Annotated in this window: 11 protein-coding genes and 2 tRNA genes; 10 read left to right on the forward strand and 3 right to left on the reverse strand. The window is 37.6% G+C overall.

Annotated elements, in window-relative coordinates; all coding sequences use genetic code 11:
• Positions 1 to 293 precede the first annotated feature (293 nt).
• A complete protein-coding gene (locus ALFOR1_RS09280) occupies positions 294 to 656 on the forward strand; it encodes a DUF3718 domain-containing protein (protein ID WP_104642787.1) in 363 nt (120 codons plus the stop codon).
• A gap of 49 nt (positions 657 to 705) precedes the next feature.
• Here the strand turns inward: ALFOR1_RS09280 and ALFOR1_RS09285 are convergent, their stop codons facing one another.
• Positions 706 to 1398: a DUF445 domain-containing protein gene (locus ALFOR1_RS09285; protein WP_104642788.1), complete on the reverse strand. Its 693-nt coding sequence runs from the start codon at positions 1396 to 1398 to the stop codon at positions 706 to 708.
• Positions 1399 to 1507: 109 nt separating this feature from the next.
• On the opposite strand from ALFOR1_RS09285, the gene ALFOR1_RS09290 reads away from it, so the two are divergent.
• Entirely contained in the window at positions 1508 to 2368 is an 861-nt protein-coding gene (locus ALFOR1_RS09290) for a fructosamine kinase family protein (RefSeq protein ID WP_104642789.1), read from the forward strand.
• Positions 2369 to 2493: 125 nt separating this feature from the next.
• Positions 2494 to 2697, forward strand: a complete 204-nt coding sequence (locus ALFOR1_RS09295; RefSeq protein WP_058549774.1) for a CPXCG motif-containing cysteine-rich protein — start codon at positions 2494 to 2496, stop codon at positions 2695 to 2697.
• Here ALFOR1_RS09295 and ALFOR1_RS09300 read toward each other — a convergent pair.
• A complete protein-coding gene (locus ALFOR1_RS09300; RefSeq protein ID WP_104642790.1) occupies positions 2694 to 3320 on the reverse strand; it encodes a riboflavin synthase subunit alpha in 627 nt (208 codons plus the stop codon). The two genes, ALFOR1_RS09295 and ALFOR1_RS09300, sit on opposite strands and share 4 nt — an antisense overlap.
• A 128-nt stretch (positions 3321 to 3448) precedes the next feature.
• On the opposite strand from ALFOR1_RS09300, the gene ALFOR1_RS09305 reads away from it, so the two are divergent.
• The 7 genes from ALFOR1_RS09305 to ALFOR1_RS09335 all read left to right on the forward strand — a co-directional run bounded on the left by ALFOR1_RS09305 (position 3449) and on the right by ALFOR1_RS09335 (position 10953).
• Positions 3449 to 4819, forward strand: a complete 1371-nt coding sequence (locus ALFOR1_RS09305) for an MATE family efflux transporter (protein WP_104642791.1) — start codon at positions 3449 to 3451, stop codon at positions 4817 to 4819.
• A complete protein-coding gene (locus ALFOR1_RS09310; RefSeq protein ID WP_104643650.1) occupies positions 4797 to 5846 on the forward strand; it encodes a DUF3080 family protein in 1050 nt (349 codons plus the stop codon). Before ALFOR1_RS09305 ends, ALFOR1_RS09310 begins: the two co-directional genes overlap by 23 nt.
• A 113-nt stretch (positions 5847 to 5959) precedes the next feature.
• A tRNA-Val gene (locus tag ALFOR1_RS09315) sits at positions 5960 to 6036 on the forward strand.
• A 147-nt stretch (positions 6037 to 6183) separates the two neighbouring features.
• A tRNA-Val gene (locus tag ALFOR1_RS09320) sits at positions 6184 to 6260 on the forward strand.
• 418 nt (positions 6261 to 6678) lie between these two features.
• Entirely contained in the window at positions 6679 to 8316 is a 1638-nt protein-coding gene (locus tag ALFOR1_RS09325) for a sensor domain-containing diguanylate cyclase (protein ID WP_158657436.1), read from the forward strand.
• Between the two features lie 284 nt (positions 8317 to 8600).
• The gene (locus ALFOR1_RS09330) at positions 8601 to 10091 is read left to right on the forward strand and encodes a SulP family inorganic anion transporter (protein WP_104642793.1); all 1491 of its coding nucleotides are present in this window, start codon (positions 8601 to 8603) and stop codon (positions 10089 to 10091) included.
• A gap of 10 nt (positions 10092 to 10101) precedes the next feature.
• On the forward strand, positions 10102 to 10953 hold the full coding sequence (locus ALFOR1_RS09335; protein WP_104642794.1) for a universal stress protein: 852 nt from the start codon (positions 10102 to 10104) through the stop codon (positions 10951 to 10953).
• A gap of 182 nt (positions 10954 to 11135) precedes the next feature.
• Here the strand turns inward: ALFOR1_RS09335 and ALFOR1_RS09340 are convergent, their stop codons facing one another.
• Complete coding sequence (locus tag ALFOR1_RS09340) at positions 11136 to 12083, reverse strand: hydrogen peroxide-inducible genes activator (protein WP_104642795.1); 948 nt, start codon at positions 12081 to 12083, stop codon at positions 11136 to 11138.
• Positions 12084 to 12419: the final 336 nt, after the last annotated feature.

Raw genomic sequence — 12419 nt, forward strand, 5'->3', positions numbered from 1 at the left:
GCGCAATAACAAGGAAAAATTATGACGTGTAGTTATTCTACACGAAACATTTTTAACGCAGTGAATGCGCTATTTAATACTGTAGAATGATTATGTTATTTATAAAATTGGTCGCTATAAAATAATTTTACTTAAGTGTGTCAAAAAACACATTTTAAAAAGCATATATTCAAGCATCTACGTAAAGTGTGTATTTTTCACATACATGCTTACACCTTGTTGCGTTTGGTTAACAGCTTTTTAGATTAAATAGCTCAATAATAAAGCTGAACCACAAACAATGAGGAATAATTATGAATACATTAAAAGCTAGTTTATGTACAACGTTGGTAGTTGCCGCAACACTATTAGTAACTCCTGCTTCGGCAGTTCAATTTGAAGCTGCTGATTCATCAGCTGGTACACAAGCATGTATGGCTGTAGCGGCTAATAAAGCGCATGTACTTCGTAAAACATCACGTAATTTAAATATTAGTAAAGCGGTTATAAGCAAAAAGCTTGAATGCAATAACTTATCAATGGGTGACTTTGTCACATTATATAATTTAGATAAAAGCGCTAACTATTTAAATATTGATACCAGTACTCGTACGTCAATTAAAGATATAGCAAAAACATTTAACCCTGAAAAAGTAATTATTACAGGGCCAAAATAGTATGGCGTTAATGTAAAACTAAGCCTGTTTATAATCAGGCTTAGTTTTATTATATAACAGCTGCGATTAAACCAAATAAGCCACCAAATACACCGCCCCACACCACTAACCAACCTAAGTGCTCACGGATCATAGTTTGAATAATTTCTTTCACCATTTTAGGTGTTAACTCATCTAAACGCTCATCCACTAATTTAAGTACCGTAACGTGTAAGCTTTGTGCGCTATTACCTTGTGAGAGTGTTTGGTTTACTAATGCTTTAAAGTTGTCAGTTTGAGAAATCTCACTAAGCGACAATTGCATTTTTTCTATAAATTTTTCACGCATTGGCTCAATGGCGGCTGTGCCACCAAACATACCTAGCATGCTGCCAAACTGAGACTGCTCTATGACCTCTAATAAATTGTCAAATGCAGGATTTAAATCAACGTTACTAATAATGGGTGTAAAGTCGATATTTGGCTGTGCTTTATTGAGCAGATTATTGATTTTTTGCTCTGAAAAAAACTCAGTCAATATTAAATCACGAATTGCTACTTTAAAGCTCTCAAACTTTAGCGCTATAACACCAGAGCCGTATAAAAAAGGGACTTTTTCAAATAGCATATGAATAGCTAATAAATTTGTAAACGCACCAGAGAGGGCAAATAAGCCAACCGACAACACAATTGCTTGGTCAAAAAAGTAACCTGCCACTACACACGCGCCAGCTAGCAAATTAGTGATAAAACTCTTATTCATTAGTGCTCCATTAGTATTTTTTATATCGTTAATTTTACAACGATTAGTTTGTTAAATTAATACTTTTTTGCCATAGTTTAAATACCTGTTTAAAAGGCGAGCAACAGATATGTGGAAAACTGTAAACGAGCACATTAGCCAAGCCATTCATTATGACTTTAAACACACTTATAAACGCCAATTGCAAAGTACAAATACCGATAAACTCTTTCATTTAACCAATGGTACTCATAATTATTTAGTTAAAATAGCGCTTAAAAGCGAGCTTGAACGCCTTGAAAGCGAAGCTGTAGGCCTTAAGCTTCTTACACAAAACAGTATATTTATGGTACCTGATTGTATTGTAACAGGTGCTAACATTGAGTTTTCGTTTATTGTGCTCGAATGGCTCGTACTCGATAAGCAGCCACATACGCGCTGGGATGATATGGGAAAGCACCTTGCAATGCTGCATCAAAAGCACCCTCAAGCTATGTATGGCTTTGATGTAGATAACTATTTAGCCACCACTGTGCAACCAAATAGATGGCATAAAAAGTGGGATGTATTTTACGCAGAAGAGCGCATTGGCTGGCAATTACAACTCCTCGCTGAAAAAAACATAAACCTAGTTGAACCTGAGCGCATAATAAATTTAGTTAAAGAGCAGCTGCATAATCATCATATAGAGCCCTCTCTTTTACATGGTGATTTTTGGCGCGGGAATATGGGTTTTATTAAAAATATACCCACTTTATTTAATCCTGCTTGCTATTACGGTGACCGCGAGGTTGATATGGCAATGAGCGAATTATTTGCGCCATTACCTAACGACTTCTATAACGCCTATAACAAGCACTACCCGCTCTCTCCAAACTACGAAAAACGCAAACTCATATACCAGTTATACCCTATTTTAAATCACGCTAATATATTCGCAGGGCACTATCTTACTGAAGCAAAACAACATATCGATAGGCTGCTTAGTTAAGCATTTTAAAGCTGTAAAATAAGTGTCATAAGCTACATTTCAGCGCTATATTTAATGAGTAAGTAGAGGTTCATCTGTCAGCGATTAAGTTGGACCTAACTTTATTATTTATAGCGGGAGTGATTATGAAAGACTTTTTATCACAACGTATCACCTGCCCACATTGCGGCAACCATATACATTTAGATATAGACGCAAGTATGGGCGATCAAGACTACATTGAAGAGTGCAGCGCTTGCTGTAACCCTATCCATTTAAACATGCACATTGACCATGCGAATAAAAAGCTAGAGTTACATATAGACAGCGATAATGAACAAATATTCTAGCCTTGGTGGCGTAAGTAGTTTTCGACCGTATTAATTATGGTGTAGGTTTGCTGATCTACCTCAATGTTTAGCTTATCGCCTACTTGCGCTGCCCCTAAATTAGTAATGGCCAGTGTTTCGGGGATCAGGTGTAACCAAAAACCGTGTTCATCTACCTCGCCAACCGTAAGGCTTGCGCCATTAATGGCTACAAATCCTTTATAGATCACATATTTTTGCCATTTCTTAGGTAAGCTAAGCTGAATTTTACAGTTATTTTGCACTTTATTTATTTGGCTTATTTGTGCCGCACAGTGGATATGCCCCGACACTATATGCCCACCAAGCTCAGTACCAAACGTTACAGAACGCTCATAATTAACTAAGCTCCCTAACTCTAACTCGCCTAAGTTTGTAAGCGCCAGCGTTTCGTCAATCACATCAAAGTGAACTTGTGCCACTACATCGTGGTTACTTAGTTCAACTTTAACAACGGTTAAACAGCAGCCATTAATTGCAATACTCGCCCCTAAATCAAGGTGCTTAACATACTCATCACCTACCGAAACGACTAAGCGAATAACGCCTTCATTTAGCATTTTAGATACAACGGTCGCTTGTGTTTGCACAATTCCTGTAAACATAAAATCACTTTAAATTATTACAAAGTGATAGTTTAACGTATCAACTCGCAAAATCATTCACTACTGTGATTTTTATTTGAAACACAATAGATTACAATTGCCGCCTGTTTAATCTAATAGCTGTTTTTATGACCTTTTGTAATTGGGAAGCTAAGCGTTTACTTTCCCTTGCTTTACCTGTTTTTTTAGCGCAAGTCACACTTATTTTAATGTCGGTGGTCGACACTATTATGGCCGGACAAGTAAGCCCAACCGACTTGGCCGCGCTTTCTATTGCTACGGGTATTTGGAACCCTTTATTACTGGCTTTACAAGGGATTTTATTAGCCCTTACCGGTATTATTGCGCAGTTTTCAGGTGCGGATGACAGAAAAGGCATTAGCCACTATTTTCAACAAGCGCTGTATTTAACCGCTATTTTAAGTTTTACCGGCTTTGCGATAAGCTATTTAGCCGATACCATTATTTTTAAACTCGATACCAGCCCAGCGATTGCTAATTTAGCTTACGATTACATTCACTTTGTAAAATGGGGAGTATTTGGCTTTTTAATATTTACAGTATATAGAAACGTGACCGAAGGCATGGGTATGACCAAGCCCGCGTTTTATATCAGCCTACTGGGGCTTGCTGTAAATATTCCGGTTAATTACATATTTATAAATGGCTTATTTGGCTTACCTGCTTACGGCGGTGCGGGTTGCGGTATTGCTACCGCCATAGTATTAACTATTATGGCCATAGCCCAAGTAACCTATTGCCAAATGAGTAAAAAAATAGACGCTAAAGGGCTACTTTCATCATTCGAAAAGCCTAACTTTAGTACTATTAGTATTATAACGAAGCTAGGTATACCTATATCGTTAGCCACTTTTTTTGAGGTGACTTTATTCGCATGTATCCCTTTGTTTATTGCACATTTAGGTGCCGTTGCGGTATCAGGGCATCAAATAGCTGCAAGTGTTACTACATTACTTTTCATGATGCCCCTGAGCCTATCAATCGCTATTAGTATTCGCATTGGTAACTTGTTTGGCCAAAATAATATGACGCAATTAAAAGTAGCGGTTTCTACCAGCTATATTTTAGCTATTGCTATTGCGTTATTTTTGGCACTCATTACATTTACAGGCAGAGACTATATAAGCCAAATGTATAGCGACAGCCCTGCGGTATTAGCATTGGCCTCATCAATCATGATTTTGGCGTGTATTTATCAATTACCTGATGCGCTACAAGTTGCGGCTAATGGCATATTAAGAGGATTAAAATACACAACACCAATATCGTACATTACGTTTATATCATATTGGTTAATCGGCTTTTGCTTAGGTTTCGTATTGGCGAGAACAGATATAATTGTACCAGCCATGGGGCCTCATGGCTTTTGGGTAGGAATAATAGTTGGCCTAAGTGTTGCAGCTATATTCTTAATGCTCACAGTACATAAACGCCTTAAGTATGAGTTTAGTAATTATGAAGCACTCAGTAAAAGCTAGCATGCTCTCAAACTGCACAGTATTAGTTACTTTACTAATACTGTGCAGTTTTTTGCTGGTTGGCTGTATTAAAGCCCCAAGCGAGACTAATAAAACCTATGTTGAACGCTTAAGCAGTACACTTGATGTGGCTGCTGTTGAGCCTACCCCACTTAAGCAACTGTCGTTATTGCCCCCTGCACCACTTGAAAAAAATAATATCACTTTAGGTATTGTGGAACTTGCAGGTATCAGCCACTGCAAATTAAACGTACTAATCAGTGAGCACAATAACCAATTAGGTAAAACGGCTGGTGCTGCTAGTCAACTTAAGTATCAGATAAATTTTATACAAAGCGCACAGGTTTGCTTAAACTCGATTGATAAAAACAGCTCTATTTTCAGTAAAATACAAAAAGCTAAAACCTACAAACAAACGCATCTAATGCACTATTTTAATACCATGCTTTTTAAAGAACGAGAGCTTAACCAAACATGGCAATTAACATCAACCGAGCTAAGTAAAGAGCCTGCAGGTTACAGCGATACTTTACATGCCCTTAAACAGCTGGTTGCCATAAAACAAAAAATAAGCAGTCAAGAGTTTTATAGTATAAATGCGAATGCTATTCTTAGTGCTCTTGAGCAGTTAAACAAGTATCAATTTAATCAAGCGCTAATTCAATCAGCTCGCACGCAAGTGGTGTTAAATAACAGTGCTACAAAGTTTGTAAAAACACTAAACTTAAATGACCTTTGCCCAGTGGGCAAAAACAATAAAAAAGCCAAAATAATAAGTAATGTATTTCAAAAGTTTTATTTAAAAGATATTCAGCCTTATCAAGCACAACTCACAGGTTATTTAGAAGAGCTACAACCGCTTTACAAAGAACTGTGGTTTAAACAAAGCATTACAAGCGAGCCGATTAATAACTTAATAAAACTTAAATCAAGCAATAACTTACTGAACTTACTAAAAAGCTCTGCTAAAAATCATGTAATTTGGTGGCAAGGTTTTTATAAAACGTGTGAAATAAGCCCAATATGAATAAAAAAACGACAAATAAACTTAAAAATAACAAACTTGCTTGATTCACCAACCGCCACGCTATATATTAGCCGCCGTTGTTAAGCAATTAACACCTACTTAAATAAAGTAATACGACTGTAGCTCAGTTGGTTAGAGCACTACCTTGACATGGTAGGGGTCGGTGGTTCGAATCCACTCAGTCGTACCAACACTTAAGAAAAAAGTATCACTGAAGGAAAAAGCACTACCTACTCTTGTTCACCCGGTCCAAAGGTCAGTAGTTAAAATCCACTCAGTCGTACCAATATTTATTCTAAAATCAGAGAATAAATTTATTTAAGAATTCAAAAATTGTACGACTGTAGCTCAGTTGGTTAGAGCACTACCTTGACATGGTAGGGGTCGGTGGTTCGAATCCACTCAGTCGTACCACTTCAAAGCAATAATAAATCCAAAGAAAAAGCACTACCTACTCTTGATCACCCGGTCCAAAGGTCAGTAGTTCGAATCCACTCAGTCGTACCACTTCAAAGCAATAATAAATCCAAAGAAAAAGCACTACCTACTCTTGATCACCCGGTCCAAAGGTCAGTAGTTCGAATCCACTCAGTCGTACCACTTCAAAGTAATAATAAATCCAAAGAAAAAGCACTACCTACTCTTGTTCACCCGGTCCAAAGGTCAGTAGTTCGAATCCACTCAGTCGTACTACTTTAAGTAATACAAATAAAATAACCTATACGTTTTAATTTTACGCCTTCACCTTAAATAGTTATTTTGATTGATTTATATGCTATTTATTTACAAATTGCATATAATCACTTTGTGGGATTGGAAAGTGGGTATTCATATGGATCGGGTTGTTGTTTTAGCACTATTATTTTTATGTACTTTGTTTAGTACTTATACCGGTGCACTCCCTCTGAATACTGATACAACGACTCTCAGCGATGATAACTTATGGCGGCCCACTACATCATCAGGTACTGCTCCATCTGCAGAGCAAGTAGTTTCATTATACAGAAACAGTACTGAAACAAATAACTTACTTGGAAAAAGCGACGCTGTTGTGACTAAAATAGCGCTTCAAAGTAATACCCCCTCAGATTGGTACATACTCCCACAAGCTAATTTTATCGACGTTGGTGTGGCCTATTGGCAAAGTGATAACGGGGATTTAATTAAGCTTGCTGATTTTTCGCAATCTCACATTAACCAACCCGCTATTATAATGCATGGCCAAGCTTTTAAGTTGTCTTTTGCGAGCGCTGGTAAAGGCTACTTATGGATATATTTAGATGCTAAGCACTATCCAACCCCAGTTGATTTAAAAATATTAAGCGAACCTGCATTTTTGCATCACCAATTTTATGTAAACTCATTAACTCTTATCGCTATTTCGGTCATGCTTACACTTGCTGTTATGGCCTTTGTAATGTTTTTAAGAGTAAAGCAAAAAGTCGCATTGTTTTGTGCAGGTTATGTAGGCTTGCATGGTCTAGGTTGGGCTTTTGCGTCGGGTGCTTTAAACGCAATATATGCTAGCCCTACTTTTAATAAACACTATTTAGGCATGTACTTATTTGCTTTTGCAATCAGTTGCGCCTCCACCTATACCTACTACTTGTTTAATTTTGATAAAGAAAAAACAAATAAACTAGGTAGTGCGTTAAAATATTTTACTTATGCATCGCTTGTATGTGGTGTGTGCAGTGTGTTTATGCCGTTTTACATTGTGTTTTATGTTGCGCATTTTTTAGCTGCAACATGGGTGATGCTTAGCATAACAACAGGCTTTGCAATGTTAAGCTTAAACGACTTTAGAGCTAAGTACTTTTTATTTGGTAACTTACTTTATAGCCTATCTTTGGTTGTTTATGTCGCGTTTCATTTTAATATGATAAACGCTTCATCATCCGAAATCTTTGTACTTAGTGCCTTGGCTATAGATTGTGTATGCATACTATTGTCTTTATCTGAGTGGCTAAAATTAAAGCAGCACGAATTTAACACCATACTTTATCAATCGCGCTTTGACCCGCTAACTCAAGTAGGAAATCGCTTATTATTAGATGATGAGTTAACCAAGCTCTCGATTTTTTCTTACGTAATTGTGTTTATAGATTGCGATGGCATCAAAAAAATAAATGATGCATTAGGGCATACAAAAGGCGATGAATTTTTAGTAAATGCAGCAAATTTAATGAAAAATCATGTACCACATAACACAGCTGTGTTTAGAACCGGAGGAGATGAGTTTATTTGGCTATGTAAAGTAGCGAATAAAGCTGAGCTTAGCCAAATAAAAATAGCGCTCAAAGAAAAGCTAAATTCGCTCCATCACACTATTAAACAACAGTGGCCACAATCAGGCATTAGTTATGGAATAGCTTCAAGCGATGAATGCCAAAATTATACTGAATGCTTAACCTTAGCCGATGAACGCATGTACAGTTTAAAGTCTGCCCACAAACTTAAAGCGGGCTAACGTTATAAATTACAAAGTTATAAAACGTAATCAACAAGTCATATCACTACATTCAATATAAAAAACTAAAAGAATTTGGTTTTAGTTTATGTTATTTTCAAGATATTACAGTTAACACAAACTAATAGGAGCTTTTTCTTGAAACTTACGCCGCCCTAGGCAACCACCCCCCCTTTTTAATCCGCACATTACGTGCAACCTTAATCGCCTCTGCGCGAGAATCCCTGATATTTAAATAAAATATTCCCCTATACTTTGGGAAACTAACTAATTAGGTTACTTACATGTTTGATCACGTAAAAAGAGATTGGCTCTCTAATGTTCGTGGCGATGTGCTTGCTGGTATTGTTGTAGCGCTTGCGCTAATACCTGAAGCTATTGCCTTTTCTATTATTGCAGGTGTTGATCCTAAGGTGGGTTTGTACGCCTCATTTTGTATTGCGGTTATTATTGCCTTTGTAGGCGGTCGTCCAGGTATGATATCTGCAGCCACCGGTGCAATGGCACTACTAATGGTCACGCTGGTTAAAGATCATGGTCTGGAATACTTACTTGTTGCTACCTTACTTACCGGCTTACTACAAATATTTGCAGGCTTTTTAAAGCTTGGTGAATTAATGCGATTTGTATCGCGCTCTGTTGTTACTGGGTTTGTAAACGCACTGGCTATTTTAATATTTATGGCGCAGTTACCTGAACTTACCAATGTGACTTGGCATGTTTACGCCATGACCGCAGCGGGCTTAGGTATTATTTACTTATTCCCGTACATTCCAACTATTGGCAAAATACTTCCCTCCCCTTTGGTGTGTATTGTTGTTATTACGCTGGTTTCACTGTTTTTAGGGCTTGATATAAGAACCGTTGGCGACATGGGTGAACTACCTGACACTCTGCCTATATTTTTATGGCCCGATGTACCGCTAACACTCGAAACGCTGCAAATTGTTTTGCCGTATTCGATTGGTCTTGCGGTTGTGGGCTTACTTGAGTCAATGATGACCGCCACTATTGTTGATGACTTAACCGATACCACAAGCGATCGTAATAAAGAGTGTAAAGGTCAAGGTATTGCCAATATTGGCGCAGGTTTATTTGGTGGTATGGCAGGTTGCGCCATGATTGGACAATCAATTATTAACGTTAAATCGGGTGGTCGCGGCAGACTTTCTACCTTTATTGCCGGTTCATTTTTAATCATCATGGTGGTGTTTTTAGATGAATGGCTGCGGTTAATTCCTATGGCGGCATTAGTTGCAGTAATGATTATGGTGTCGATAGGTACATTCTCTTGGACATCAGTTAAAGATTTAAAAAAGAACCCGCTTTCATCAAACGTAGTGATGATTTCCACCGTTATTGTGGTAGTTGCCACGCATAACCTAGCCATTGGCGTTTTAGTTGGTGTATTGCTAGCTACATTATTTTTTGCCAATAAAATTGGTCGCTTTATGGTGGTTAAAGCTAACCATGATGAAAGCAACGATAAAATAACTTACGAAGTAGTTGGCCAAGTGTTTTTTGCCTCAGCGGAGCAATTTATTGCATCGTTCGATTTCAAAAATGCGGTTTCTAACGTAGTAATTGATTTAACCCATGCTCACTTTTGGGATATCACAGGTGTATCGTCACTCGATAAGGTGGTTATTAAGTTTAGGCGTGAAGGCGCAACAGTTAATATTATTGGTATGAATAGCGCAACCGAAACCGTAATTGATAAATTTGGTGTGCATAACAACCCTGAAGAAGTCGATAAACTACTTGGCGGACATTAAGGAGAATGTAATGACTAAAATAATTACTTATGTAGATGGCTCAGCCATTACTAAAAATGTAACCGATGCTGCTATTTGGGCTTCAAAAAAGCTCAATAAACCAATTAGTTTTGTGCATACAATTGAAAAAACGCAGCAAACAAATGTTGGCGACTACTCCGGCAGTATTGGGCTTGGTGCACAGTCAACATTGCTTGATGAAATGACTAAGCTTGACGAACAACGCTGCAAAGTAAGTTTAAAAATGGCTGACGAATTATTAAACTCAGTAAGCGAGCACGCGAAATCGGCAGGTATTACTAACTTTGAATTAATTAAGCGCCACGGTGATTTGCTAGATACCGTTATAGACTTAAAAGACGACACACGCCTTATTGTTATTGGGCAAAATGGTGCGGGACATAGTAATAGCTTTGCAGTGCTGGGCTCACACATTGAAACCTTAGTACGTAATGCAACACAACCTATTTTGCTTATTCCTGAAACATTTAAACAACCTAAATCATTTATGATTGCGTACGATGGCCGCGAAACAGCCGACAAAGCACTGCAACAAGTGATTGATGGCGGATTGCTACATGGCTTGCATTGTCATTTGGTGAGTATTAAAAATAACGAAAAAGACCTCGAAGAAAAGTTTATTAATGCGCAGAATAAACTTCTCAGTATGGGGTTTGAAGTATCAGCAAGCTTTTTAGAAGGCAATATTTTTGACTCGCTAATGCAATACCAAGAGCAAAATAATATTGATTTAATTGTAATGGGTGCGTTTGGGCACTCTAAACTAAGGCAGTTTTTTGTAGGTAGTAACACCATTAAAATGCTCGAAAATAGTAATGTTCCCGTGGTAGTCCTTAAATAGTTTTGAAGCCTTTGATGATTAGTAAAGCCTAAAGTGAGCATGCTTTAGGCTTTATTCGTACCAGCTAAGAGCTACCCAAAACGCGGGTTAAAATACTTATTAACGTATTTAAAAAGAGAAATTACGCTTCAAAAGCCCACTATTACAAGTATATACAACGCCAAAAACCTGCTTGCTATAAATTATTGGTCAATAACGCTTACTACATCACTTAATTTAGTTTTCATAATCGTGCGGATATATTGGCTTAGCTCTCTAAAAAACACACGGCTCGACGATGTATTTCGCCAAATAAGGTTATGCTGGCGAATTATGCGCATATTTCTTAGCTCACATACTTGCAGCTCATTTGGACGATGTATTTCTGAGTGAATATATAAGCCTGGTAAAAAGGCAGACCCCATACCCATGACCACCATTTGCCTGAGTGTATCTAGGCTAGTGCCTTCATAGTCTCGGTGTAAAACCGCCCCCACCTCATGGCAAAGCTCTTGCACCTGATCGTGAAAATGATGCGTTCCTTCAAGTGTTAACACGACTTCACCTTTAATATTAACAGGATCAATAATAGCGTTTCCGGCTAACTCGTGATCACTTGCCATCACAAATTTAAGGGGCTCTATAAATAAAGGAGCTTCGACTAATTGGGTTGATTCTTGTACTTTGTCTGTAAGTATTAAATCGTAATCGCCATTATAAAGCCCTTGTAGTAAATTTGCAGAGGTGTCTTCGCGAACATAAAATTTCAATTGAGCGTACTTTTTATGCAACTCTGGTAAAATATGTGGCAATAAATAAGGCCCTACCGAAGGTGGCACGCCTAATCGGTACGTTGTTTGTGAGTCATCATTTAAGTCTCTGGCTAGTTCGTCAAAACTCATGCTTGCTTGGAGTAAAACCTCAGCCTGAGAAAGTAACGCTCGCCCTTGGGGTGTTAAAACCGTCCCGCTTCGTGATCGTTCAAACAGCTGTAACTTAAGGATTTTTTCAAGTGCCGCTATTTGATTGGTTAACGTAGGCTGGCTAATTTTTAACGCTTGCGCTGCACGTCTAAAACTCAGCGTTTTTGCAACTTTGGCAAAATATTTTATTTGTGAAATTGAAGGAGACTTTAGCGAACCTTGATTCATTTATCATTTACTTAAAACTCGTCTGATAGCATAAAACTATCACGAACATACCTATACTGCTATAAATTTATCAGGCAAGAATAACTATGCAAAAAATTAAATATTAAATTATATCAAGCCGCTTAATTAAGTGATCTATTTTGAGGGTTGAAAAACGAGTTGATAGCTAGGCAAAAAATTGGCTATTTAGTTGTTCTCGGCAATTGCTCCTGCATTGCTCTACCTTCTGCATCCATGCAGTCGTAAATAAGAATATTTTAATGCAGGTAGCAACACGTTTAACCCCATAAAATGGTTAAGTATTATTTCAAATTGGTATTACACAAAATAGGAGCT

This window comes from Pseudoalteromonas carrageenovora IAM 12662, assembly GCF_900239935.1.
Lineage (GTDB): Bacteria > Pseudomonadota > Gammaproteobacteria > Enterobacterales > Alteromonadaceae > Pseudoalteromonas > Pseudoalteromonas carrageenovora.

Excerpts from the sequence above, each read along its gene's own strand:
- ALFOR1_RS09300 (WP_104642790.1), bottom strand. The coding sequence starts at position 3,320 with ATGTTTACAGGAATTGTGCAAACACAAGCGACCGTTGTATCTAAAATG.
- ALFOR1_RS09290 (WP_104642789.1), top strand. The coding sequence starts at position 1,508 with ATGTGGAAAACTGTAAACGAGCACATTAGCCAAGCCATTCATTATGAC.
- ALFOR1_RS09325 (WP_158657436.1), top strand. The coding sequence starts at position 6,679 with ATGGATCGGGTTGTTGTTTTAGCACTATTATTTTTATGTACTTTGTTT.
- ALFOR1_RS09310 (WP_104643650.1), top strand. The coding sequence starts at position 4,797 with ATGAAGCACTCAGTAAAAGCTAGCATGCTCTCAAACTGCACAGTATTA.
- ALFOR1_RS09285 (WP_104642788.1), bottom strand. The coding sequence starts at position 1,398 with ATGAATAAGAGTTTTATCACTAATTTGCTAGCTGGCGCGTGTGTAGTG.
- ALFOR1_RS09295 (WP_058549774.1), top strand. The coding sequence starts at position 2,494 with ATGAAAGACTTTTTATCACAACGTATCACCTGCCCACATTGCGGCAAC.
- ALFOR1_RS09330 (WP_104642793.1), top strand. The coding sequence starts at position 8,601 with ATGTTTGATCACGTAAAAAGAGATTGGCTCTCTAATGTTCGTGGCGAT.
- ALFOR1_RS09335 (WP_104642794.1), top strand. The coding sequence starts at position 10,102 with ATGACTAAAATAATTACTTATGTAGATGGCTCAGCCATTACTAAAAAT.
- ALFOR1_RS09340 (WP_104642795.1), bottom strand. The coding sequence starts at position 12,083 with ATGAATCAAGGTTCGCTAAAGTCTCCTTCAATTTCACAAATAAAATAT.
- ALFOR1_RS09280 (WP_104642787.1), top strand. The coding sequence starts at position 294 with ATGAATACATTAAAAGCTAGTTTATGTACAACGTTGGTAGTTGCCGCA.
- ALFOR1_RS09305 (WP_104642791.1), top strand. The coding sequence starts at position 3,449 with ATGACCTTTTGTAATTGGGAAGCTAAGCGTTTACTTTCCCTTGCTTTA.